This is a genomic window from Rhodococcus sp. NPDC076796 (genome assembly GCF_040702765.1).
Taxonomy (GTDB): Bacteria; Actinomycetota; Actinomycetes; order Mycobacteriales; family Mycobacteriaceae; genus Rhodococcoides.
This window is the reverse complement of the sequence record NZ_JBFBMS010000003.1, coordinates 292,204-315,201: the sequence shown is the minus strand read 5'-3', so window position 1 is coordinate 315,201 and position 22,998 is coordinate 292,204. Positions and strand designations below refer to the sequence as shown.

Annotated in this window: 20 protein-coding genes; 10 read left to right on the top strand and 10 right to left on the bottom strand. The window is 65.2% G+C overall.

Features of this window, described 5'->3' with window-relative positions; genetic code table 11:
• Nucleotides 1–14 precede the first annotated feature (14 nt).
• Both AB0366_RS11665 and AB0366_RS11660 read left to right on the top strand, forming a co-directional pair.
• Nucleotides 15–1,286 (top strand): solute carrier family 23 protein, encoded by a 1,272-nt coding sequence (locus tag AB0366_RS11665; protein ID WP_366244071.1) that lies wholly within the window; start codon nt 15–17, stop codon nt 1,284–1,286.
• A 152-nt stretch (nt 1,287–1,438) separates the two neighbouring features.
• Nucleotides 1,439–2,581, top strand: coding sequence for an acyl-CoA dehydrogenase family protein (locus AB0366_RS11660; protein ID WP_366244070.1), 1,143 nt, complete (start codon nt 1,439–1,441; stop codon nt 2,579–2,581).
• 76 nt (nt 2,582–2,657) lie between these two features.
• Here the strand turns inward: AB0366_RS11660 and lexA are convergent, their stop codons facing one another.
• Nucleotides 2,658–3,341 (bottom strand): transcriptional repressor LexA, encoded by a 684-nt coding sequence (gene lexA, locus AB0366_RS11655; RefSeq protein WP_094615357.1) that lies wholly within the window; start codon nt 3,339–3,341, stop codon nt 2,658–2,660.
• Nucleotides 3,342–3,725: 384 nt separating this feature from the next.
• On the opposite strand from lexA, the gene AB0366_RS11650 reads away from it, so the two are divergent.
• Together AB0366_RS11650 and nrdR are read left to right on the top strand one after the other, a co-directional pair.
• Complete coding sequence (locus AB0366_RS11650; protein ID WP_366244069.1) at nt 3,726–4,109, top strand: hypothetical protein; 384 nt, start codon at nt 3,726–3,728, stop codon at nt 4,107–4,109.
• A gap of 114 nt (nt 4,110–4,223) precedes the next feature.
• Nucleotides 4,224–4,688, top strand: coding sequence for a transcriptional regulator NrdR (nrdR, locus tag AB0366_RS11645; RefSeq protein WP_008716872.1), 465 nt, complete (start codon nt 4,224–4,226; stop codon nt 4,686–4,688).
• Between the two features lie 12 nt (nt 4,689–4,700).
• On the opposite strand, the gene hrpA is transcribed toward nrdR, so the two are convergent.
• Nucleotides 4,701–8,597: an ATP-dependent RNA helicase HrpA gene (hrpA, locus tag AB0366_RS11640; protein WP_366244068.1), complete on the bottom strand. Its 3,897-nt coding sequence runs from the start codon at nt 8,595–8,597 to the stop codon at nt 4,701–4,703.
• A 76-nt stretch (nt 8,598–8,673) separates the two neighbouring features.
• Here hrpA and AB0366_RS11635 point away from each other — a divergent pair, with 76 nt between their 5' ends.
• Entirely contained in the window at nt 8,674–9,924 is a 1,251-nt protein-coding gene (locus AB0366_RS11635; RefSeq protein ID WP_121872452.1) for an aminotransferase class III-fold pyridoxal phosphate-dependent enzyme, read from the top strand.
• Here AB0366_RS11635 and AB0366_RS11630 read toward each other — a convergent pair.
• Nucleotides 9,908–10,138 (bottom strand): hypothetical protein, encoded by a 231-nt coding sequence (locus AB0366_RS11630; RefSeq protein ID WP_121870045.1) that lies wholly within the window; start codon nt 10,136–10,138, stop codon nt 9,908–9,910. The two genes, AB0366_RS11635 and AB0366_RS11630, sit on opposite strands and share 17 nt — an antisense overlap.
• A gap of 38 nt (nt 10,139–10,176) precedes the next feature.
• On the opposite strand from AB0366_RS11630, the gene AB0366_RS11625 reads away from it, so the two are divergent.
• Nucleotides 10,177–10,851: a hypothetical protein gene (locus tag AB0366_RS11625; RefSeq protein ID WP_121870044.1), complete on the top strand. Its 675-nt coding sequence runs from the start codon at nt 10,177–10,179 to the stop codon at nt 10,849–10,851.
• Here AB0366_RS11625 and AB0366_RS11620 read toward each other — a convergent pair.
• The 3 genes from AB0366_RS11620 to AB0366_RS11610 all read right to left on the bottom strand — a co-directional run bounded on the left by AB0366_RS11620 (nt 10,841) and on the right by AB0366_RS11610 (nt 12,719).
• Nucleotides 10,841–11,512 carry a PhzF family phenazine biosynthesis protein gene (locus tag AB0366_RS11620; RefSeq protein WP_366244065.1) on the bottom strand — a complete coding sequence of 224 codons (672 nt, stop codon included), beginning with the start codon at nt 11,510–11,512 and terminating at the stop codon, nt 10,841–10,843. The two genes, AB0366_RS11625 and AB0366_RS11620, sit on opposite strands and share 11 nt — an antisense overlap.
• A gap of 78 nt (nt 11,513–11,590) precedes the next feature.
• Nucleotides 11,591–12,130: a carboxymuconolactone decarboxylase family protein gene (locus tag AB0366_RS11615; protein WP_121870042.1), complete on the bottom strand. Its 540-nt coding sequence runs from the start codon at nt 12,128–12,130 to the stop codon at nt 11,591–11,593.
• A gap of 1 nt (nt 12,131) precedes the next feature.
• Entirely contained in the window at nt 12,132–12,719 is a 588-nt protein-coding gene (locus AB0366_RS11610) for a peroxiredoxin (RefSeq protein ID WP_121870041.1), read from the bottom strand.
• A gap of 154 nt (nt 12,720–12,873) precedes the next feature.
• Between AB0366_RS11610 and AB0366_RS11605 the strand changes: the two genes are divergently transcribed.
• Nucleotides 12,874–13,812 carry a hydrogen peroxide-inducible genes activator gene (locus AB0366_RS11605; protein WP_366244063.1) on the top strand — a complete coding sequence of 313 codons (939 nt, stop codon included), beginning with the start codon at nt 12,874–12,876 and terminating at the stop codon, nt 13,810–13,812.
• Here the strand turns inward: AB0366_RS11605 and AB0366_RS11600 are convergent.
• From AB0366_RS11600 to sthA, 4 genes are all read right to left on the bottom strand, one after another.
• Complete coding sequence (locus AB0366_RS11600) at nt 13,799–16,315, bottom strand: DUF3516 domain-containing protein (protein WP_366244062.1); 2,517 nt, start codon at nt 16,313–16,315, stop codon at nt 13,799–13,801. The two genes, AB0366_RS11605 and AB0366_RS11600, sit on opposite strands and share 14 nt — an antisense overlap.
• A 70-nt stretch (nt 16,316–16,385) precedes the next feature.
• Nucleotides 16,386–17,426: an alpha/beta hydrolase gene (locus tag AB0366_RS11595; protein ID WP_094615355.1), complete on the bottom strand. Its 1,041-nt coding sequence runs from the start codon at nt 17,424–17,426 to the stop codon at nt 16,386–16,388.
• A 228-nt stretch (nt 17,427–17,654) separates the two neighbouring features.
• The gene (locus AB0366_RS11590) at nt 17,655–18,599 is read right to left on the bottom strand and encodes a PAC2 family protein (RefSeq protein ID WP_121870038.1); all 945 of its coding nucleotides are present in this window, start codon (nt 18,597–18,599) and stop codon (nt 17,655–17,657) included.
• 178 nt (nt 18,600–18,777) lie between these two features.
• Complete coding sequence (gene sthA / locus AB0366_RS11585; RefSeq protein ID WP_366244061.1) at nt 18,778–20,193, bottom strand: Si-specific NAD(P)(+) transhydrogenase; 1,416 nt, start codon at nt 20,191–20,193, stop codon at nt 18,778–18,780.
• A 164-nt stretch (nt 20,194–20,357) separates the two neighbouring features.
• Here sthA and AB0366_RS11580 point away from each other — a divergent pair, with 164 nt between their 5' ends.
• The 3 genes from AB0366_RS11580 to AB0366_RS11570 all read left to right on the top strand — a co-directional run bounded on the left by AB0366_RS11580 (nt 20,358) and on the right by AB0366_RS11570 (nt 22,895).
• On the top strand, nt 20,358–21,443 hold the full coding sequence (locus tag AB0366_RS11580) for an S-(hydroxymethyl)mycothiol dehydrogenase (RefSeq protein ID WP_068050661.1): 1,086 nt from the start codon (nt 20,358–20,360) through the stop codon (nt 21,441–21,443).
• Nucleotides 21,440–22,072, top strand: coding sequence for an MBL fold metallo-hydrolase (locus AB0366_RS11575; protein WP_317801596.1), 633 nt, complete (start codon nt 21,440–21,442; stop codon nt 22,070–22,072). Before AB0366_RS11580 ends, AB0366_RS11575 begins: the two co-directional genes overlap by 4 nt.
• A 112-nt stretch (nt 22,073–22,184) precedes the next feature.
• Complete coding sequence (locus AB0366_RS11570; protein ID WP_366244060.1) at nt 22,185–22,895, top strand: DUF5642 family protein; 711 nt, start codon at nt 22,185–22,187, stop codon at nt 22,893–22,895.
• The last annotated feature ends 103 nt before the right edge of the window (nt 22,896–22,998 follow it).

Sequence of the window (22,998 nt, the reverse complement as noted above, 5' to 3'; positions counted from 1 at the left end):
TGTTGCCTTCCATCATGAGAACTCTGGGTTGGACGCTGCACGGAAACGGAAAGACCGTCGAAGCCGGGGCGGTGGTCTCGCCCGACGAACGATTGACGTGGCCACGCACCATCGGTATCGGAATGCAGCACGTCGTCGCGATGTTCGGTGCAACACTGCTGGTTCCGACGATCACCGGATTTCCGGTCTCGACGACGCTGCTGTTCTCGGGCATAGGAACGGCGCTGTTCCTCGTCATCACCCGAGGGCGTGTTCCCAGCTATCTGGGTTCCTCCTTCGCTTTCCTGGCCCCGCTCGGTGCCACCCAAGCGAACGGACCCGCCGCCCAACTCGGAGCGGTCCTGTGTGTCGGCGTCGTACTGGCAGCCGTCGGCCTCGTGGTGAAGTTCGCGGGCCAACGGGTACTCGACGCGGCCATGCCGCCCGTCGTGACCGGTGCCGTCGTCGTGCTGATCGGGCTGAACCTGGCACCGGCCGCCACCACGTCGTTCGAGGCACAGCCGCTGATCGCAGCCGTCACCCTGATCGCGATTCTGCTGGCGACGGCGCTCGGACCCGGCTTGATCGGGCGACTCGGAATTCTGCTCGGTGTCGTCGTGGGTTGGGTGTTCGCCGCCGTCACCGGGGGAATCGCGCAACCGCGTCTCGACGCACTGAGCGCGGCGAGCTGGATCGGTCTACCCGAGTTTCGCGGTCCGTCCTTCGAGCTGTCGGTGATCCTCGTGGCGCTGCCGGTGGTGATCGTCCTCGTCGCCGAGAACGTGGGGCACGTCAAAGCCGTCGCCGCGATGACCGGCAAGAACCTCGACGACGTGGCCGGTGACGCATTGATCGCCGACGGGCTGGCGACCACACTCGCCGGAGCCGGCGGCGGTTCGGGCACCACCACCTACGCAGAGAACATCGGCGTCATGGCCGCCACTCGCGTCTACTCGACCGCGGCGTACTGGGTCGCATCGATCACCGCGATGCTGCTCGCGTTCTCGCCCAAGTTCGGTGCACTGATCTTCACCGCGCCCGACGGGGTCATCGGCGGCGCAACCCTGGTTCTCTACGGCCTCATCGGGCTGCTCGGCGTACGCATCTGGACCGACGCGAAGGTCGACTTCACCGATCCGGTCAATCTCATGGTCGTCGCTGCGGCGCTCGTCGCCGGAATCGGCGACCTGACACTGTCCGTCGGATCGGTCGAGCTCGGCGGTATCGCCTGGGGTTCGGTGGGCATCCTTCTCGGCTACCCGATCGTCTCGGCGCTCGCGAGGAGTGCAGGCACACGAGGTCGTTAGCGAGGTCGGTCACGGATCGCGCGCGTTTTGGTCATCGACCGACCCGACACCGCGGACGTAGTGTTTCCCTGTGACGTCAGTCGTACCGGCGACCGAGATCCGTAGAGATTTCGCGTGGTCGCTGCCGGTATGCACCGAACAAGGAGACATTCGTGGAACGCACACTTTTCGAGCCCGAGCACGAGCTGTTCCGGGAGTCCTACCGGAAATTTCTCGATCAGCACGTAGCGCCGAACCACGCGAAGTGGGAAGAGCAGAACATCGTCGATCGCGGCGTCTGGGTCGAGGCCGGTAAGCAGGGCTTCCTCGGAACGGCAGCGCCCGAGGAGTTCGGCGGCGGCGGAGTCAAGGACTTCCGCTACAACGCCATCGTCACCGAGGAAACCACCCGCGGCGGGTACAGCGGTATCGGGTTCACCCTGCACAACGACGTCGTCGCGCCGTACCTGATCGATCTTGCGAACGACGAGCAGAAGCAGCGCTGGCTCCCCGGATTCTGCTCCGGCGAACTGATCACGGCGATCGCGATGACCGAGCCGGGCACCGGAAGCGACCTGCAGGGCATCAAGACCAAGGCCGTACGTGACGGTGACGACTGGGTGCTCAACGGCTCGAAGACGTTCATCACCAACGGAATCAATGCCGATCTGGTGATCGTCGTGGCCTGCACCGACCCCGAGAAGGGCGCACAGGGCTTCAGCCTGCTGGTCGTCGAACGCGACATGCCCGGATTCGAGCGAGGCCGCAACCTGGACAAGATCGGCATGAAGGCCCAGGACACCGCCGAACTGAGCTTCACCGACGTTCGCGTGCCCGCCGCCAACCTGCTCGGCGACGAGGGCATGGGCTTCATCTACCTGATGCAGAACTTGCCCCAGGAGCGGCTCTCCATCGCCGTCGTCGCTGCCGCGGCGATGGAATCGGCGCTGGACATGACCATTCAGTACTGCCGTGACCGCAAGGCGTTCGGAAAGTCGATCGGCAAGTTCCAGAACACGCGCTTCGTGTTGGCGGAGTTGGCCACCGAAACCACCGCCACCCGCATCATGGTGGACAAGTTCATCGAACTGCTCAACGAAGACAAGTTGACCGTCCAGGAAGCCGCGATGGCGAAGTGGTGGACCACCGAGAATCAGGTCAAACTGATCGACCGGTGTCTGCAGCTGCACGGTGGCTACGGCTACATGAAGGAATACCCGATCGCCAAGGCGTACATGGACTCCCGTGTGCAGACCATCTACGGCGGCACCACCGAGATCATGAAGGAGATCATCGGCCGCGGATTGAATCTGTGATCCGCTGATCTTCAGACATGCGAAGGGCCGCAGCACATGTGCTGCGGCCCTTCGCATGTCGATACGGTGACGATCCCTAGAGCTTGCGCATCACGGTGACGACCTTGCCGAGGATCGCGGCGTTGTTGCCCGGAATCGGCTCGAACAGCGGATTGTGCGGCAGCAGCCACACCTCGCCCTTGGACCGCTTGAACGTCTTGACGGTGGCCTCCCCGTCGATCATCGCAGCGACGATGTCGCCGTTGTCCGCCACGGACTGCTGACGAACCACCACCCAGTCGCCGTCGCAGATGGCCGCGTCGATCATCGATTCACCGACCACCTTGAGCAGGAACAGCGAACCCTGACCGACCAGCTCGCGGGGGAGCGGGAACACGTCCTCGACGGCCTCCTCGGCCAGAATCGGGCCGCCTGCAGCGATCCGGCCCAGCACCGGCACGAACGTCGGGGTCGGCAATCGATCCTGATCCTCCGATGCCTGCGATCCGTCGACCGCCGCGGCAGCCTGATCGGCCTGCACCTCGTCGAGACCGCGGACATCGACGGCGCGGGGGCGGTTGGCGTCGCGCCGGAGGAAGCCCTTGCGCTCGAGGGTGCGGAGTTGGTGAGCGACGGACGAGGTCGACGTCAGACCGACCGCGTCACCGATCTCCCGAATGCTCGGTGGGTAACCGCGCTCGGTGACCGAAGCGCGAATGACCTCGAGTACCTTCCGCTGCCGCTCGGTCAGACCCGCACTGATGTCGGTGCCGACTTCCATGGCCTTGGATGTCGGTTCCGCAGCGGGCTTACCCGCTGCTTCCTTCGGTGCGGTGGCCCTGGCTCCGGTCGTCTTGGAACCGGTTGTCGTGGAACGCGTGGTCGACCTCGTCGAGGTCTCGTCCTTCATGCTGTCGGCCTCCTGCTGGTGTCCTGGATCCGGTCTGCGGGGTAGGTCTGCGCGGACTGGAGTTGATGGTGTCGACTCGTGTGGCGTGTGGTTTCTGACACGAATCTAGCGTGTATCAGCTGTTGAATCAAACATCTGTTCGACTCGTGTCGCGTTTTCTGCAGACTTTGTCGGAGGCTCGTGATAGAACTTCGAACAAGCGTCCATCGAACGCCTGATCGAATAATCGATCCAACGAGCGAAGACGAGGTTCCGATGACCATCATCACCGATCGCCCCACCGCCGCCGGTGTCCGTGCCCGATCCACTGTCGTCGAGCGTCGTCGCCGGGCGCGTCCGGTGTTGCACGGTCTCGCCACGCAACCGGGCCCGTGCCTGCCCGTCCTCGACCCGTCGTGGACCGACGTCACCGATCGCGAGGTGGCCGATCGCGAGTTCGACGCGACCTCGGCGCACTTCGCGAGCCAGCCGGTTCGGATTCGCTCGCTGATGTTGTGGATGTTGGCGGTCCTGGTCGTCGCAGGCGGACTGATCGGCATCGCGAACCTGCGGGCCGTTGCCCCCGATGCAGGCGCGCAACCGGCGGGTGTGGTCGAGGTGCACGACGGAGCTGTCGTCGAGTACACGCCCGGCAGATGACCACCGGCCCCGTCGGGTTCGAGAAGACTGAGTATCCTCGACAGACTGCCCCGATGTGCGTGCTCGTCTGTGCGTGTTTGTCGTCGGAGCATCGGCTACGACGGAGGATCCCTCATGCATTGCCCGTTCTGCAGGCATCCCGACTCACGCGTGGTCGACTCGCGTGAGATGGACGAGGGGCAAGCAATCCGGCGGCGTCGCTCCTGCCCGGAGTGCGGTCGTCGATTCACGACCGTCGAGGCCGCAGTGCTCGCAGTCGTGAAACGCAGCGGCGTCACCGAGCCGTTCAGTCGCGAGAAGGTCGTCAAGGGAGTCCGACGTGCCTGCCAGGGCAGAGATGTCGACAACGACGCGCTGAACCTGCTGGCACAGCAGGTCGAGGACGCCATCCGTGCAGCGGGATCCGCGGAGATCCCGAGCAACGAAGTGGGGTTGGCCATTCTCGGTCCGCTCCGCGATCTGGACGAAGTGGCCTACCTGCGCTTTGCTTCCGTCTATCGCTCGTTCAGCTCGGCCGAGGACTTCGAGAAAGAAATCCACGAACTGCGCAAGCACCGCGAGTCGGCAGACATCGACTGACAGTCCCGCCCGTCAGCGACTCTGGTCCGAGATCGCCTTTTCGATACGCTTCTCCGATACCGGATACGCCGTGCGAATGCCCTGGGCGAACAGTCCGACGCGCAGTTCCTCGATCATCCAGAACAGTTCCTGTACCCCGGAACTGTTCTTTCTGCTCTCCGGCAGCGAATCCAACAGTCGCCCGTACGACGCGTACACCCGATCGAGTACGTCCATCGCCGCCGCGTCCCGGCCCGCACTGCTCGGCAGCGTCGCCAACCGCTTCGTCGCAGCGGCGAGATAGCGCGGCAGGTCCGCCAATCTGCGAGAACCGAACTCGGTGACGAACCCGCGAAAGATCAAGCCGTCGAGCTGTTCCCGAACGTCGTCTGCCGGCTCACCCGAGGAGGAGTGCAGTTGCGCGGACAGTGCCAGGGCAGCAGTCAACACCGGGCGAACCAGGGCCAGCACCGCGGCGGTACGCTGCGGAACCTCCGCGTCGACGAGTGCCCTGAGCTTGTCGAAGGCCTCGGGATCGCGTACCGGCCCACCGTGCGCATCCATCGCTTCCTCGACCGCCAGAGCCCGGCATTCTTCGAGGAGCGCATCGACTCCGCCGTACGGATTCTGGCCCAGGGCAAGGCGTTCGGCGGTCGGTAGTCCGGCCAGCAATGCCTTGGTTCCCTTCGGTGCCGTCGACAGCAGCAGGGCTCGGGTTCCCGACCGCATTGCGGCCCGCGCCTCGGCGGGGGTGCTGAGGACCCGCACCGCGACGCCCGGTCCCTCGGGTACCAACGCCGGGTAGCCGGTGACCTTCTGCCCACCCACATCACGGGTGACGGTCGATTCCAACCGTCCCAGCGTGCCGGAGGTCCAGGCCAGAGACGGCGCGCGCTCCGCGTCGCCGACCGCGCTGGCCACCTGACGGCCGACCTCTCGTGACAGGATCGTCCGAAGAGCAGTCAGATCCTTGTTGCTGCCCAACACCTTTCCGGACGGGTCGACGGCCGCGAACGTCATCCTCAGGTGCTCGGGCAGTGCCGCAACATCGAAGTCCTTCGCCGTGATGTGGCACTGCGCAGCCCGCGACAGCTCACGTGCCAAGGCCGTCACCAGGGTTTCCGCGCGCGGCTTCATGACCGCCAACGCCGCGGCCGCGAAGTCGGGAGCCGGGACGACGTTGCGGCGCAGTGCCTTCGGCAGTGTCTTGATCAGAGCGGTCACCAACTCGCCGCGCATCCCCGGGACCAGCCAGTCGAAGCCCACCGGCTGTACCTGAGCGAGCAGCGCGATCGGAATACGAGCGGTGACTCCGTCGGCCGCGGTGCCCGGCTCGAACTGATACGTCAGGGGGAACTGGATCTCGCCCTGTCGCCATGCGTCGGGATACGCCCCGGTCAGTACCGAGGCCGCGTCGGAGTTGACGACGGTGTCGGTGGTGAAGTCGAGTAGGTGCGGGTCCTGCCTGCGGGCCTTCTTCCACCAGGTGTCGAAGTGCCTCGCCGACACCGCCTCCGGGGCGATGCGTGCGTCGTAGAAGTCGAAGAGAGCATCGTCGTCGACCACGATGTCTCGTCGCCGTGCGCGATGTTCGAGTTCACCCACGTCGTCGAGCAGAGCCCGGTTCTTGTGGAAGAACGCGTGCTGGGTCTTCCATTCACCCTCCACCAGCGCATGTCTGATGAACAGCTCTCGGGACGCCTTGGCGTCGATGCGGTGATAGTTCACCGGACGTTGCGTCACCAACGGAATGCCGTACAGCGTCACCCGTTCGTAGGCCATCGCCGATTCCCGCTTGATGGACCAGTGCGGTTCCGAGTACGTCCGCTTGACCAGGTGCGGTGCCAACCGCTCGGCCCACTCCGGCTCGATGCGAGCAGCCATCCGGCCCCACAGGCGTCCGGTCTCGACCAGTTCGGCGGCCATGACCCAGCGCGGGGGCTTCTTGAACAGACCCGACCCGGGGAAGATGGCGAAGTGAGCTCCGCGTGCGCCGAGGAACTCGCGCTTGTCACCCTCCCTGAGCCCGACGTGCGAGAGCAGTCCGGACAGTAGCGACTGATGCAGGGCGGTCTCGGTGGAGTCGGCGTCGGGCACCGTCCATCCGAGCCCGCGGGTGATCTGACGCAGCTGGCCGTGCAGATCCTGCCATTCGCGAATACGTAGATAGTGCAGGAACTCGGTACGGCACATGCGTCGGAACTGGTTGGAGGACAACTCGTTCCGCTGTTCGCGCAAATAGGTCCAGAGCTTCACGTACGCGAGGAAGTCGGAGTTCTCCACCGCGAAACGCGCATGCTTCTCGTCCGCTGCCTGCTGATGCTCGGCCGGCCGCTCCCGAACGTCCTGAATCGACAAGGCGGCCACGACCACCAACGCGTCGCGCAGAGAGCCGTTGCCGTTGGCCTCGACGAGCATCCGCGCCATTCGAGGATCGACCGGCAGCGCCGAGAGTTCCCGGCCGATGGGGGTGAGCTCCGCAGTGCCGTCCTTGGTGGCAGGCTTCAGTGCCCCGAGCTCCTCCAGCAGTCCGATTCCGTCCCTGATGCTGCGCGGATCGGGCGGTTCGACGAACGGGAACGCGTCGATCTTGCCGAGCCCGAGTGCGGTCATCTGCAGGATCACCGACGCCAGGTTGGTACGCAGAATCTCCGGTTCGGTGAACTGCGGACGCGACTCGAAATCCTCTTCGGAGTACAACCGGATGCAGATGCCGTCGGCGACGCGACCACAGCGGCCGGCCCGCTGCCGCGCCGATGCCTGGGAGATCGGCTCGATGGGGAGCCGCTGAACCTTGGTGCGCAACGAGTATCGCGAGATTCGGGCCGTACCCGGGTCCACCACGTAGCGGATGCCGGGGACCGTCAGCGATGTCTCCGCAACGTTCGTCGAGAGCACCACGCGCCTGCCCGCGTGTGGTGAGAACACTCGATGCTGCTCGGCCGCAGAGAGTCTCGCGTACAGCGGAACGATCTCGGTGTTGCGTAGATTGCGGTCGTTCAACGCATCGGCGGTGTCGCGAATCTCGCGTTCCCCCGACAGAAACACAAGTATGTCGCCGTCGCCCTCGGCCATCAGCTCGTCGACGGCCTGGCAGGTCGCGTCGACGGGGTCGAGATCGATCGTCGTGTCCCCGGCGTCGACGGTCAGTGGCCGATAGCGCATTTCGACCGGGAACGTGCGGCCGGAGACCTCGATGATCGGCGCGGGCATGCCGTCCCGCGCGAAGTGCTGGGCGAATCGTTCGGGATCGATGGTCGCCGAGGTGATGACGATCTTCAGGTCGGGTCTGCGGGGGAGAAGCTGCGCGAGGTAGCCCAGGATGAAGTCGATGTTGAGGCTGCGCTCGTGGGCCTCGTCGATGATCAGGGTGTCGTACTGGCGGAGCAGTCTGTCTCGTTGGATCTCCGCCAGCAGGATGCCGTCGGTCATCAGCTTGACGAGGGTCGAATCCGAGGACTGGTCGGTGAATCTCACCTTGTAGCCGATGGATTCACCCAGCGGTTCGCCCACCTCCTCGGCAATGCGTTCGGCCACGGTGCGCGCGGCGAGCCGACGGGGCTGCGTGTGACCGATCGAGCCCCGGATTCCGCGCCCCAGCTCGAGGCAGATCTTGGGAATCTGGGTGGTCTTGCCGGAGCCGGTCTCGCCGGCGACGATCACCACCTGGTGCTCGGCGATGGCCGCTGCGATGTCGTCCTTGCGAAGACTGACCGGAAGTGACTCGGGAAATTCGAGGGTGGGGACCGCAGCGCGGCGAGTGGCGACCACGGTTTCGGCGCGGGCGATGTCGCGGTCGAGAGCAGCGAACGCGTCGTCGGTACGGGCCTTGTCCAGACGGCGCCGCAATCTGTTCTCGTCACGGATGGTGACCTGCGCCAGTCGCGTGGCGAGTGCGCGACGCTGACCGGACGAATTCGAGGTAGACATACTCGAACCAGGATATCCGTTTCGGCGGGACGTCCGAACCGCCGACCGTCGCAGTGGCTCCACTACTGTGTACCGCATGTCTTCTGCCACCGGAACCACACACTCTTCCGCGCTCTGGCACGGATTCGCCGATATGGGTGCCGTCACGGCCGGCGGCCCGTTCGTCGTCTCTCGCGGTGAAGGTGCCTACATCTACGACCACGCGGGCACCGAGTACCTCGACGCGACCGCGGGCCTGTGGTTCACCAATGTCGGCCACGGCCGTCGTGAGATCGCCGACGCCGTTGCGACGCAGTTGAGCTCGATCGCCCACTACTCGAACTTCGGCGACTTCGTACCCGAGACCACACTCGCGCTCGCCGATCGTCTCGCCGCGATCGCTCCCGTACCGGGCAGCAAGATCTTCTTCACCTCGGGTGGCTCGGACTCCATCGATACCGCCGCGAAACTCGCGCGGCGCTACTGGGTGGAAATGGGTCGACCGAGCAAGAAACTGATCGTCGGTCGGCAGAAGGCCTACCACGGGATGCACGTCGCGGGGACTGCGCTCGCCGGCATTCCGGTGAACAAGGAGCACTACGGCGAGCTCATGTCCGACGCCCGAACGGTGGCGTGGGACGACGCGAAGTCGCTGCTGGCGCTGATCGAGGAGGTCGGTGCCGAGAACGTGGCCGCATTCTTCTGCGAGCCCGTCATCGGTGCAGGCGGAATCTACCTCCCACCGGAGGGGTACCTGCGCGAGGTACGGCAGATCTGCCGCGACAACGACGTACTGTTCGTCGCGGACGAGGTCGTCACCGGATTCGGCCGGATCGGCGGCAGCTGGTTCGCCTCCACCCGATTCGAGCTCGAACCCGACCTGATGACCACCGCCAAAGGCCTGACATCCGGATACGTACCGATGGGTGCTGTGTTCATCGCCCCGACGATCGCCGAACCGTTCTTCGCGGGCGGCGTGTGGTGGCGGCACGGGTACACCTACGGTGGCCATGCCGGAGCGGCCGCGGCAGCGATGGCCAACCTCGACATCATCGAGCGCGAGGAACTGCTGTCACACTCGAAGCGCATCGAGGCAGCGTTGCACACCCACCTCGCGCCACTGGCCGCACACGAGCGAGTGTCGGAGATCCGCAGCGGAATCGGTGCGGTTGCCGCCGTGCAGCTCGCCGACCCGGCCGAGGCATTGCCCTTCGTCAAGACGCTTCGAGCGCACGGCGTTTCCAGCCGCGCGGCCGGTCAGGGTGCGATGCAGATCTCGCCGGCATTCGTGATGACGAACGCCGAGATCGAAGAGCTGGCCGCGCGAATCCTCAGCGCGCTCGGCTGAACCGGAGCCTGCTCAGCAGCTGCTTGCCGCGCGAGAGCGGGGGAGCAGCTGCCGGCTGCGGCTCGTCGGAGATGGCGGCGAAACGCCGGTGCAGCTGATCACGCACTTCCTCGGGCGCATACGAACGACGCTTGCGTTCGGAACGGACCACCAACGCCCCGGTGGCCGCGACACCGACCATCCCGGCGAGACCGAGGGCCTTCCACACGTTCATCCGGCCACCGTACCGTCACGAGATCTAGGGTGTGGACCATGAATCCGTCGCGAATCAGCCTCGATACCGCAGTCGAGGCCACCAGAACGGGCGACATCTGGATCTTCCGCGGACAGTCGAACGCCGATCGCGCTATCCAGGCACTGACCAACAGTCCCGTCAATCACGTCGGAATGGCCGTCGTGATCGACGACCTGCCGCCGCTGATGTGGCACGCCGAACTGGGAAAGTCGTTGCAGGACATGTGGAGCGGAAATTTTCAACGCGGCGTTCAGCTGCACGATCTGCGTGCGGCCGTCACCCAATGGGCCACGAAGTACGAACAGCGTTGTTGGCTGCGACAATTGGACGGATACCTGGGTCGTTCCGCAGGCTCCACTCCGTCCGTGACGACTGCGCAGGAAGACGCCCTGCTGCGCACCATCGCCCGCATGGACGGAACGGCCTTTCCGACCACTGCGGCGCTCGCCGGACGATGGTTCCGGGGCCGAGTCCCCACACTGCGTCGCAGCCGACGCGAGGGAGCCGCCCTCGAAACCGCCTACTGCGCCGAGGTGGTAGCCATGACCTACGACGCGATGGGTCTGCTCACCGGCAACAAGAAGGCCAACTGGTTCGACCCCGGCAAGTTCTGGAGCGGCGACCGGCTCCCGCTCGCCGACGGAGTTCGTCTGGGCGAGGAAATCGAAGTGGACGTACCCGTCACACGCTGATCGACGCGTCCGCCGCGGTGCGTCCGCCCAGTTCCACCCAGCCGTCGTCGAAGGTGGTGTGCAAACGAGATCCGGCTCCCTGCACGATGTTCAGACTCCGACCGAGCTCGCCGGTCAGCCGGACGGCGGCAGCACCGGTCGCCTCGTCCTCGGCGATACCCATCATCGGCGCGAACATGCGCGAGCGCAGTGCGCCGTGCTCTTCGTCGGTCCAGGCCCAGACGTAGTGGTGCCCACTGTCGTACGCACTCGGGTCTGCTGCCGCCACCTCGGCCGCATCGTTGACCTGATGGAAGGTGAACTGCGGAGTCCAGTCGGCGCGGGCGCGAACCCAGGTGTGTTCGCCGTCGTAGCGGATGTTCAGCGGTGCGGCAGGGACGGTGAGCACACCGACCGGGTGGCCCTGCTCTCGGAGCCACCACGAGAGTCCGACCGTGGGATGTCCGGCGAAGGGCAGCTCCACGGCGGGGGTGTAGATGGTGGCCGAGGCCGTACCGGACTCGGAGCGATCGACGAACACCGTCTCGCTGAAGCCGAGCTCGGTGGCGAACTGCTGCCTGTCCGCCTCGTCGACGTCATCCGCGGCCACGATGCCGAGGGGGTTGCCGAATCTACCGTCGGCATCGGTGAACACTCGGACGACGGACACGTCGGTAGCCATACCCCGGACGCTACCAAACGCCGAACGAGGGACCCGCGGCCGCGGATCCCTCGTTCGGTGAACAGATCGAGTCGAAGCTCAGACGGAGGCACCGTCGAGGATTCGGCCTGCTTCGATCGCCTGCGCGACACCCGCGACGATCGACGCGGCGCGGATGGCCTCGAAGATCGTCTCGCGGTCGACGCCCTCGGCACGCAGAGTCTTCTCGTGTGCCTCCAGGCAGTGGTTGCACCCGTTGACGGCCGACACCGCGAGCGACCACAGCTCGAAGTCGGCCTTGTCCACGCCGGGGTTGCCGATGATGTTCATGCGCAGGCCGGCGCGCAGATCGTCGTACTTACCGTCCAGGTATCCCTTGGTTCGGTAGAAGACGTTGTTCATGCCCATGATCGACGCGGCACCGAGTGCCGCGTTGTACGCCTCGGCCGACAGCGAATCGGCAGCGTCCTCGGCGATCTCCTTCAGCGTCGTTGCGGACTTCGACGCTGCGGCCACCGACAGCAGGGTGCCCCACAGCTGCTGCTCACTGAGCACCGTGGACCGGGCGATGGAACCGAGATTGAGCTTGAGGTCCTTGGCGTACTCGGGGACGGCGTTCTTGAGGTTGTCGATCGTCATGTCAGACGCTCGCCGTCAGCAGTTCGCCCGCGTCGATGGTGGGATCACCCTTCTTCCAGTTGCAGGCGCACAGCTCGTCGGACTGCAGGGCGTCGAGAACTCGCAGGACCTCGTCCACGTTGCGGCCAACCGAGCCTGCCGTGACCGATACGAACTGGATCTCGTTGTTGGGGTCGACGATGAACGTGGCACGGTCGGCAACGCCGTCGGCGTTGAGAACGCCAGTGGCAGAGGCCAATTCGCGCTTGAGGTCCGACAGCATGGGGAAGGGTAGCGTCTTGAGCTCGTCGTGCTGTGCTCGCCACTGGAAGTGGACGAACTCGTTGTCGACCGAAGCGCCGAGGACCTGTGCATCGCGGTCCTCGAACTCCTCGTTCAGCTTGCCGAACGCGGCGATCTCGGTGGGGCAGACGAACGTGAAGTCCTTGGGCCAGAAGAAGACGATGCGCCACTTGCCTGCGTGATCGTCACTGGTGACGGTGGTGAAGTAGTCGTCGGGCTGCTGGGCGTTCACCTTGGACAGGTCTCCGCCGATGACGGCGGTCAGGTTGTATGAAGGGAACTGGTCGCCAATTGTCAACAGTGCCATGTGGTCTCCTCGTGTCGAATGATCGCGTCGGTTCCGTATGTGAGCGGTTGGGGTCGGTGGCGTGACTGCAGCCGTGCGAGCCCGGCCGACCGGTACGAGTGTGCCAAAAATGTTATGAAAGGTAAACGTGATGAGTGGCACTACACTCATAGGCGTGACCGATCGAAGCTATCAGCCGACCCTGTCGCATCTGCGAGCCTTCGTAGCGATCGCGCGACATCGCCATTTCGGCACTGCAGCAACACAATCGAACATCAGCCAACCGTCTCTGTCGCAGGCCCTGGCTGCGCTCGAGCAGGGGCTGGGGGTGCAGCTGGTCGAGCGCAGCACCCGCAGGGTGTTGCTGACGTCGGCCGGCAGTCAGTTGCTCGGTCGTGCCACTGCAGCACTCGAGGCCGTGGACGGATTGGTTGCTACCGCAGCAGGATTGGGCGGTCTTCTGACCGGTGGTATCCGGCTCGGAATCATTCCCACCGTGGCACCGTACGTGCTGCCGGCGATGCTCCCGGCCGTGCGCGCCGAGTACCCCGATCTCGTGCCGAGGATAGTGGAAGATCACACCGCCCGACTGCTCGACGCACTCCGGTCCGGTGCACTCGACGTCGTCGTTCTCGCGCTGCCCTTCGCTGATCCGGGATTGATCGAAATACCCATGTACACAGAGGATTTCGTGCTCGCGCTCCCTGCCGAGCACGCCCTCGCGGGGCGTCGGGATCTGACGGTCACCGACCTCCGGGGCCTGCCTCTGCTCCTGCTCGACGAGGGGCACTGTCTGCGCGAGCAGACCCTGGACCTGTGCCGCTCGGTCGACATCGCGCCCGATGCGAGCGATACGCGGGCGACGTCGTTGACCACGGTGGTGCAGTGCGTTGCCGGAGGGCTCGGCCTGACGTTGCTGCCGCGCAGTGCCGTCGATGTCGAGGTCGCTCGTGCGGGCTTGTCCACCGCAGAGTTCGCACACCCTGCTCCCGGCCGCACCATCGGTCTCGTACACCGATCCACGAGTGCGCGCTCGGCCGAATACAGTGCGCTGGCAAGTCTTCTCGCCGCCGAGGTTCACGCCGGCAACGCAGGTGGCCTCAGCCGGGCGTGATCACGATCTCGTCGAACACGATCTCGCCCGCCGCGTCGGACTCCGGCACATCGACGACGGCGTCGAGCGACCAGCCGTGGTCCCCGTCGGGGTCCTCCAACACCTGACGCACCGTCGTGGTTTCCGCACCGACGTTCAGGGTGAACAACGCGGGGCCGCGGGCCGATGGGCCGGTCCCGATCGAGCCGTACTCGGCGAAGAACGGTTCCAGTTCCGTCTCCCAGTCCGGGCCGTCGTCGAGTTCGTCGAGCGTATTCCACTGTCGGCGCGCCGCTAGGTCCACGCGGCGGAAGATCGCGTTGCGCGCGAGAATTCGGAAGGCCCGCGGGTTGGCCGAGATCGGACGTGGCACATCGGATCCGTACGCCTCCACGAGCGCTTCCGGCTCGGCACCGGGGTCGGTCAGGTTCTCCCACTCGTCGAGCAGGCTCGAATCCACCTGCCGGACGAGCTCGCCCAGCCACTCGGTGATGTCCTGTACCTCTTCGGTTCGAGACTCCGGCGGAACCGTCTGGCGCAGTGTGCGATAGGCGTCGGCGAGATAACGCAGGACGAGTCCCTCGGACCGCATCAAACCGTAGTGGCTGATCAATTCTGCGAACGTCATCGCGCGCTCGACCATGTCGCGCACCACGGACTTGGGTGACAGGCCGACCTCGGAGAGCCACGGGTGGGTGCCCCGATAGATCTCGAACGCCGGAACGAGCAGCTCTGCAAGAGGTTTCGGCCACGTGACCTCCTCGAGCAGCTCCATTCGCTCGTCGTACTCGATGCCGTCGGCCTTCATCTGCGACACCGCTTCGCCGCGCGCGGCGTGTTGCTGTGCCATCAGGATCTGACGCGGATCGTCGAGGGTCGATTCGATGATCGACACCACATCGAGGGCATGGGTCGGCGATTCGGCGTCGAGCAGATCGAAGGACGCGACCGCGAACGTCGACAGCGGCTGATTGAGCGCGAAGTCCGGTTGCAGGTCCACCGTCAGTCGAGCGTGTCGACCGTCGGCGTCCGGCTCGTCGAGTTGCTCGACGATGCCCGCATCGACCAGACCGCGGTAGAGCGAGAGTGCCCGCAGGATGTGCTTGCGCTGAGCGGGCCGGGACTCGTGATTGTCCTCGAGCAGGTGGCGCATGGCATGAAAGCAATTGCCCGGCCGGGCAATGACATTGAGCAGCATGGCGTTGCTCACCGAGAATCGGGACGTGAGCGGCTCCGGGCTTGCGGCAATGATCCGCTCGAACGTCGGCTCGCCCCACGAGACGAAACCGTCGGGTGCCTTCTTGCGCTGCACGCGCTTGAGCTTCTTCGGATCGTCGCCTGCCTTGGCCACCAGACGCGCGTTCTCGATGTCGTGTTCGGGGGCCTCGACCACGACGGTGCCGAGGGTGTCGTAACCGGCGCGTCCCGCGCGGCCCGCGATCTGGTGGAACTCGCGGGCCCGGAGCTTGCGAGTTCGAATGCCGTCGTATTTGGTCAGGCCGGTGAACAACACGGTACGAATGGGGACGTTGATGCCCACCCCCAACGTGTCTGTTCCACAGATCACCTTGAGCAGGCCGTCCTGCGCCAACTTCTCGACCAGCCGTCGATACTTGGGAAGCATGCCGGCGTGGTGCACCCCGATGCCGTGCCGAACCAGCCTCGACAGGGTCTTCCCGAAACCGGTGGTGAAGCGGAAGGCCCCGATGGCCTCGGCTATCTCGGCCTTCTCCTGCTTGGACGCGACGTTGACGCTCGTCAGCGCCTGGGCTCGTTCGAGTGCCGCGGCCTGAGTGAAATGCACGACGTACACCGGCGCAAGATGCGTTTCCACCAGTTCTTCGATGGTCTCGCTGATCGGAGTGGTGACGTACGAGAACATCAGCGGAACCGGCCGTTCGGTGCCCGAGACGACGGTGGTCGTGCGTCCGGTGCGTCGGGTCAGATCGTCCCGGAAGAACGAGACGTCGCCCAGCGTCGCAGACATCAACAGGAATTGCGCGTGCGGCAGCTCGATCAACGGCACCTGCCAGGCCCACCCTCGATCGGGCTCGGAGTAGTAGTGGAACTCGTCCATGATCACCTGGCCGATATCGGAGCCGGCACCCTGACGCAGGGCGAGGTTCGCGACGATCTCGGCGGTGGCGCAGATGATCGGGGCACCGGAATTGACCGACGCGTCACCGGTCATCATGCCGACGTTCTGGGCACCGAAGATCTCGCACAGGGCGAAGAACTTCTCGCTGACGAGTGCCTTGATCGGCGCGGTGTAGAAGCTGCGAATGCCTGCGGCCATCGCAGCGTAATGAGCTCCGATGGCCACCATCGACTTACCCGATCCGGTCGGCGTCGCGAGGATGACGTTGGAGCCGGAGACCAGCTCGATGAGAGCCTCCTCCTGTGCGGGATACAGGGTCAGGCCGCGATCGGCAGTCCAGGTGGTGAACGTGTCGAACAGGACGTCCGGATCCACGCCGTCGGACCGAGCAGCGGCGGCATCGGGAATCAGTTCGGTGAGAAGCACCTCTACAGGCTATGTGGGATCGACGGCCGGACCCGCATCGACACCGAGCGTCCGTGGCCGAGTCGACGCGTCAGGTGGCGCTGCGTTCGTCCGAGCCCATGGCTCCGAGCACCGCGAGGCGCGTACTCGCGCTGCCGGTGATCATGTCCTCGCCGACACCGGTGATGAGCAGGTTGCGCCACCGCACCTCGTCGAACGTCAACGACGGTGTGGAATCGATGAAGTCCTCCACGACCTGCAGGAAGCGCATGGGATCGTCTCGGAACGGGAAGTGTCCGGAATTCTCAAACACCTCCAACGTGGAACCGGGCATGGCCGAGTGAGCGAGGCGAGCATGGCTGACCGGAATCACCGAGTCCTGGTCACCCCAGACGAGCAGAACCGGCAGGTTCTCGGTCAGATAACACCGGTCCAGCATCGTGACCACCTGGCCGCGCCAGTCGACGACGGCGCGCAAGGTCCGCAGATACGCCTCGTACGTCGTCGGAGCCGGGAGCTCGCTCAGCACTCGGATCAGATCCGGAGTGTCGTGCAGAAGCGATCCGGGTCGCAGGGGAGAGCTGTGCAGTTTGCTCAGCAGGCCGCCTGCCAGCTTCACCGCGGGGATCGCGCCGGGCAGGCGGAGCAGTTTGACGGCCTCGCTCAGAAACGGCATCGATGCCAATCGAAGAATGGGATGTACGTCCTTGGTGACGCCACCGGAGGACACGAGAGCCAACCTGTCGACCATGCCCGGGAACTGGTAGGCGAACTGCATGGCGACGCCGCCGCCCAGTGAGTGCCCGACGACGGTGACGTGTTCGATGCCCAGCACCGAGAGCAGGTCGCGCATGCCGTTTGCGTACGCGGCCACGGAGTAGTCCGCGCGTGGCTTGTCCGAGCGACCGTGCCCCAGCAGATCAGGAGCGATGACGGTGTAGTTCTTCGCGAGGTGCGGGATGACCTCGTTCCACGTCTCGGAGTTGTCGCCGATCCCGTGGATCAACAGCAACACCGGACCTTCACCGGCCATGCGGAACGCGCGCCGGTATCCGTGAATGGTCCGGAAGATCAGCCGTGGTTCTTCGTCGGGAACCGGGCGGAGCTTGCGACTGCGCGGATTGGTGCTCATCTGCGCCTCCTGAAATTCCCTGGTGCACCGCGCGCGGCGGTACAGAACGGCGACGCCGTGCACGAGTGTGTAGACGTACGTACCGGAGTACGTGTTGCTACGACTCTTGCACGAGATGACGCTCGGGGCAGAACATCGAGCGTATTTGCGGTTACAGGTATGTTTCGATCGGCCCGGGCTGTCCGATATGCCCGCCCGAGCGATCATCTTCTGTGACCACTCACACTGTTACTGCTCGGTGGTGCCGTCTCCCTCGTCGAGACCGGCCTGCTCGGCGAGGAAGCGCTCGAACTCGGCCCCTAGCTCGTCGCCGCTCGGCAGTGGCTCGTCACTGGCCAACAGCGTCGACTGCTGTTCCTGCGCGGCAACGTAGGTGTCGTACTGGCGCTCGAGTGCCTGCACCACCGACTGGACCTCTTCGTTTCCGGTGATGTGCTCGTTCACCTGCTCCCGAACCCGCGCCGCGGCTTCACCCAACGCCGCCAGGGGCAGATCCAACTCGGCGGCCTCGCCGACGTTCTCGAGCAGCGTTTCGGCTGCACCGGGGTAGTCCGTCTGGGCGAGGTAGTGCGGGACGTGCACCGAGAAGCCCATCGACTCGTGACCGTGCTGCGCCATCCGAAGCTCGAGCAGGGACGAGGCGCTGCCTGGCACCTGCAGGTCACCTGCCCAGCTGTTGCCCTCCTTGACCAGATCCTTGTCGCTGGCGTGGGCCGTCACACCGAGCGGCCGGGTGTGCGGAATGGCCATCGGGATCGACCCGAGACCGATGGTTCTACGGACGCCGAGCTGTTCGGCGAGCAGGCGCACAGCGGTGGTGAACTTCTCCCACCGCAGATCCGGTTCCATGCCGGCCAGCAACAGGAACGGGGTGCCGGTTCGGTCCTTGACGGCATAGAGGTTCAGCTCGGGAGCGTCGTAGTCCGAGAAATGATCGGACTTGAACGTCATCGTCGGCCGTCGGGACCGGTAGTCGATCAACTCGTCTACATCGAACGACGCGACCAGCTCCGATTCCAGGCTCTCGCGCAGATGAGTCGTTGCCAACTTCACCGCGTGACCTGCGTCGGAGAAGCCCTCCAGGCCGTGCACGAGGACGGGTCCGACGCCGTCGTTGGAGAAGATTTGCGGTGCCGGAAACTCCAGCTCGTACATCTTCGACTGTTCGGTCATGGCCTGGCCCCTTTCGGATCGACTCGTCGGTACCTCGACGCGAGATTCGAGCCAGAATACGCCGACCCTCGGCTCGCGCCGTGTACGCGCCGACGTCGAACGTGGCGAATCACTACTCGAGAAGAACAACCGGCTGCCCGCCGTTCATTCCCCGACAGTCGTTCGACCTGCCGTCCGGTCAGCGGTCGAAGTTGGCCAGCGCACGGATCTTGTTGGTGACATCGAGGGCTGCGACCTTGTATGCCTCGGACAGCGTCGGGTAGTTGAACACGGCATCGACGAGGTAGTCGACGGTGCCGCCGCACCCCATCACCGCCTGCCCGATGTGCACCAGATCCGTCGCACCCGACCCGAAGATGTGAACGCCGAGTATCGACCGGTCCTCGGTGGAGACGAGCAACTTCAACATCCCGTACGAGTCACCGGCGATCTGACCCCGAGCGAGTTCGCGGTACCTCGACACCCCGACCTCGTAGGGGATCGATCCCTTCGTCAGGTCGACCTCCGTGGCTCCGACGTACGAGACCTCGGGAATGGAGTAGATACCGATGGGCTGCACGTCGGTCAGCTTGGCGCTCGACTCGCCGAACGCGTGGTAAGCCGCCAACCGGCCCTGATCCATCGACGTCGCGGCCAACGCCGGAAACCCGATGACATCGCCGACCGCGTAGATGTGATCGACCTTGGTCTGGAAATGCTCGTCGACGAAGATGCGACCGCGCGCGTCGGCCTCGAGACCGGCGTTCTCGAGTTCGAGCGCCGTCGTCAGACCCTGGCGGCCGGCCGAGTACATCACCGTCTCCGCCGGGATCCTCTTGCCGCTGGCAAGCGTCGTCACCGTTCCGTTCGGGCCGACGTCGACCGCGGTCACTGCCTCCCCGAAGCGGAAGGTCACCGCGAGATCGCGGAGGTGAAACTGCAACGACTCGATGATCTCGCGATCGCAGAAGTCGAGCATCGAATCGCGCTTCTCGACGACGGTGACCTTCGTTCCCAGAGCAGCGAACATCGACGCGTACTCGATTCCGATGACACCGGCCCCGACCACGACCATCGACGCCGGAATGAACTCGAGGTTGAGGATTCCGTCCGAGTCGAGTACTCGATAGTCGTCGAACGCGACGTCGGCCGGACGGGCGGGAGCGGTGCCGGTGGCGATCACCACGTTGGCGGCCTTGACGGTGATGCGTTCGCCCCGCATCTCGTCCTCGATCACGATGGTGTGCGCGTCGAGGAACTTGCCGACACCGGTGATCAACTCGATGCGGTTGCGGAGCAGTTGCGAACGCACCACCTCGATCTCCTTGCCGATCACGTGCTGCGTTCGGGCCAGCAGATCGGCCGGAGTGATGTCGGCCTTCACCCGGTAGCTCGCCCCGTACAGCTCACGTTGATTCATGCCCGTGAGATACAAAACGGCCTCGCGCAGCGTCTTGGACGGAATGGTGCCGGTGTTGACGCAGACCCCGCCGAGCATGTGGCCCTTCTCCACGATCGCCACCCGCTTGCCGAGCTTCGCAGCCGCAATGGCCGCCTTCTGGCCACCGGGGCCGGAGCCGATGACCACCAGGTCGTACTCCATGGGTTCAGACATTCGTCATAGGTACCGCTCGCACGCAAAGACTGCGTGCCCACCCGGTCACAACTTTGTGAACTCCACGATTCGGTGCGTCGAACCCATGCAGATGTCGCCACGTGCTGATGCGTTGTGCGAGGCTGAACACAGCACGAAACACCCGATTTACAGTGGAGGAACACATGCCGCAGCAGGTCCGCGCCGTCGTCGCCAAGAGCAAGGGCGAGCCCGTCTCCATCGAGACGATCACCATCCCCGATCCCGGGCCCAACGAGGTCGTCGTGAAGATCCAGGCCTGCGGGGTGTGCCACACCGACCTGCACTATCGCGAAGGCGGCATCAACGACGAGTTCCCGTTCCTGCTCGGACACGAGGCAGCAGGAATCGTCGAGACCATCGGCGACCGCGTCGAGCACGTCGAGGTCGGAGACTTCGTCGTACTGAACTGGCGCGCCGTGTGCGGCGAATGTCGAGCCTGCAAGCGCGGCACCCCGTGGTACTGCTTCGACACCCACAACGCAGCCCAGAAGATGACCCTCGAGGACGGCACCGAGCTGACACCGGCTCTGGGCATCGGCGCATTCGCCGAGAAGACCCTGGTGCACGAGGGTCAGTGCACCAAGGTCGCCGCAGACGCCGATCCCGCCGTCGTCGGACTGCTCGGCTGTGGAGTGATGGCCGGGCTGGGCGCGGCAATGAACACCGGCAACGTCTCGCGCGGAGATTCGGTGGCCGTGATCGGCTGCGGCGGCGTCGGCGATGCCGCGATCGCCGGAGCACGCCTGGCCGGCGCATCGACGATCATCGCGGTCGACCGTGACCCGGGCAAGCTCGAATGGGCACTCGGCCTCGGAGCCACCCACACCGTCGACTCCTCGGTGGTGGACGCAGTAGAGGCCGTGCAGGAGCTGACCGGCGGGTTCGGTGCCGACGTGGTCATCGACGCCGTCGGTCGCCCGGAGACCTGGAAGCAGGCGTTCTACGCACGCGACCTCGCCGGAACCGTGGTGCTCGTCGGCGTACCGACACCCGAGATGACCCTCGAGATGCCGCTGATCGACTTCTTCTCACGCGGCGGATCGCTCAAATCCTCCTGGTACGGAGACTGCCTGCCCGAGCGAGACTTCCCGCAGTTGGTGGATCTGTACCAGCAGGGCCGTCTGCCGCTCGAGAAGTTCGTCACCGAGCGCATCACCATCGACGACGTCGAGGCAGCCTTCGAGAAGATGCATCAGGGCACTGTCCTGCGTTCGGTGGTGGTCCTGTGAGCGGGCAGTTCCGCGTCCAGAATGTCGTCACCTCGGGCACGTTCAGCCTCGACGGTGGCACCTGGGACGTCGACAACAACATCTGGCTGATCGGTGACGACGACGAGGTCGTGATCGTCGACGCAGCACACACCGCGGCCCCGATCGTCGACGCGGTCGCAGGCCGGACCGTCAAGGCCGTCATCTGCACCCACGGTCACAACGACCACGTGACCGTGGCACCCGAACTCTCGGACACACTCGACGCGCCGATTCTGCTGCATCCAGCCGACGAGATGCTGTGGGAACAGACGCACCCGGGCGTCGGGCACTCGACCCTCGAAGACGGTCAGCGCATCACCGTGGCCGGGACCGACATCCTGGCGCTGCACACGCCCGGGCATTCTCCGGGATCGACGTGCCTGTACCTGCCGGAAGCGGGGGAGTTGTTCAGCGGCGACACACTCTTCTCCGGCGGTCCGGGTGCCACCGGACGGTCGTACTCGGATTTCCCCACCATCATCGGGTCCATCCGTGATCGCCTCTTCGCGCTTCCTGTCGACACCCGAGTCAACACCGGGCACGGTGACGGCACGCGCATCGGCGACGAAGCACCGCACCTCGAGGAGTGGATCGCCCGCGGCAGCTGACTTCGCGACACTGCGGCGGGTCGCCTGCCGCGTTCGAGGTGGTCGGAATGAGACAGTGGTGGGACGCCGGAGCGTGTGCTGCGGCGTCCCACCGACCCGAAGAGGACGCCTTGTGAGCCCCGCCGCACGCAGAACCCGCCTGACCATCGCCGCGACCTCGGCGGCGATCGCAGCTCTCGTGCTGGTCGGTTGCAGCTCCACCGTCACCGGCACTGCCGAGCCCAGTTCGGGTGCCGCCACCTCGTCGCCGCCGTCCGGCGTGGATCTGAACACGCTGCTGATCGACCCGTCGAGCTTCCCGGCACCGTACGACGCCCTGGTGCTGCCCCAGCAGGCGATCTCGCAAGCCGCACCCGATCTCAGCGGAATTCCTGCCGGTGCAGAAGTCAGCCCGGCAGGATGCAAGCCCGCCGACCAGGACTTCGGCCCGACGGGCACGGCCATGATCGTCGGCACCGACAACGACAGCCGGTCCACCATCTCGATCGAGTTGACCGCAGTGGACGAACCGCTCTCGGCGCGCAAGGAGCAACTCGAAGAGTGCGGTGAGGTGACCGCAACCAAGTCCGGCGCGACCTCGACGGTGACCTCCACTCTGACCCCGGCCCCGCCCATCGACGCGGACGACACCTTGGCCGTCCGCCAGACCGTTGCATCGGGCGCAGGCGGCGACGCCGTCACCCAATCGATGCTGACGTTGATGGCCCAGATCGACGGAGTACGAGTGTCGGCCACGTTCATGTCGTTCGGCTCGGGCACGCCCGATGCGATGACCCTCGACGAGTTGTTCACCGCGGCAGTCCAGAAGGTCGGCCAGAGCTGACGGAGCCCTAGCAGACGGCACCGACACGAATCGTTCGTCCCCAGCTCCGGCGATGCGATTCATCCACAACACGGCAGTTCTCCACAGGGCAGTACGAAAGCCC

Excerpts from the sequence above, each read along its gene's own strand:
- AB0366_RS11620 (WP_366244065.1), bottom strand. The coding sequence starts at position 11,512 with ATGGCTACCGACGTGTCCGTCGTCCGAGTGTTCACCGATGCCGACGGT.
- AB0366_RS11595 (WP_094615355.1), bottom strand. The coding sequence starts at position 17,426 with ATGAGCACCAATCCGCGCAGTCGCAAGCTCCGCCCGGTTCCCGACGAA.
- AB0366_RS11635 (WP_121872452.1), top strand. The coding sequence starts at position 8,674 with ATGTCTTCTGCCACCGGAACCACACACTCTTCCGCGCTCTGGCACGGA.
- AB0366_RS11625 (WP_121870044.1), top strand. The coding sequence starts at position 10,177 with ATGAATCCGTCGCGAATCAGCCTCGATACCGCAGTCGAGGCCACCAGA.
- sthA (WP_366244061.1), bottom strand. The coding sequence starts at position 20,193 with ATGTCTGAACCCATGGAGTACGACCTGGTGGTCATCGGCTCCGGCCCC.
- hrpA (WP_366244068.1), bottom strand. The coding sequence starts at position 8,597 with ATGTCTACCTCGAATTCGTCCGGTCAGCGTCGCGCACTCGCCACGCGA.
- AB0366_RS11610 (WP_121870041.1), bottom strand. The coding sequence starts at position 12,719 with ATGGCACTGTTGACAATTGGCGACCAGTTCCCTTCATACAACCTGACC.
- AB0366_RS11615 (WP_121870042.1), bottom strand. The coding sequence starts at position 12,130 with ATGACGATCGACAACCTCAAGAACGCCGTCCCCGAGTACGCCAAGGAC.
- AB0366_RS11650 (WP_366244069.1), top strand. The coding sequence starts at position 3,726 with ATGACCATCATCACCGATCGCCCCACCGCCGCCGGTGTCCGTGCCCGA.
- lexA (WP_094615357.1), bottom strand. The coding sequence starts at position 3,341 with ATGGAAGTCGGCACCGACATCAGTGCGGGTCTGACCGAGCGGCAGCGG.
- AB0366_RS11665 (WP_366244071.1), top strand. The coding sequence starts at position 15 with ATGAGAACTCTGGGTTGGACGCTGCACGGAAACGGAAAGACCGTCGAA.
- AB0366_RS11630 (WP_121870045.1), bottom strand. The coding sequence starts at position 10,138 with ATGAACGTGTGGAAGGCCCTCGGTCTCGCCGGGATGGTCGGTGTCGCG.
- AB0366_RS11580 (WP_068050661.1), top strand. The coding sequence starts at position 20,358 with ATGCCGCAGCAGGTCCGCGCCGTCGTCGCCAAGAGCAAGGGCGAGCCC.
- nrdR (WP_008716872.1), top strand. The coding sequence starts at position 4,224 with ATGCATTGCCCGTTCTGCAGGCATCCCGACTCACGCGTGGTCGACTCG.
- AB0366_RS11590 (WP_121870038.1), bottom strand. The coding sequence starts at position 18,599 with ATGACCGAACAGTCGAAGATGTACGAGCTGGAGTTTCCGGCACCGCAA.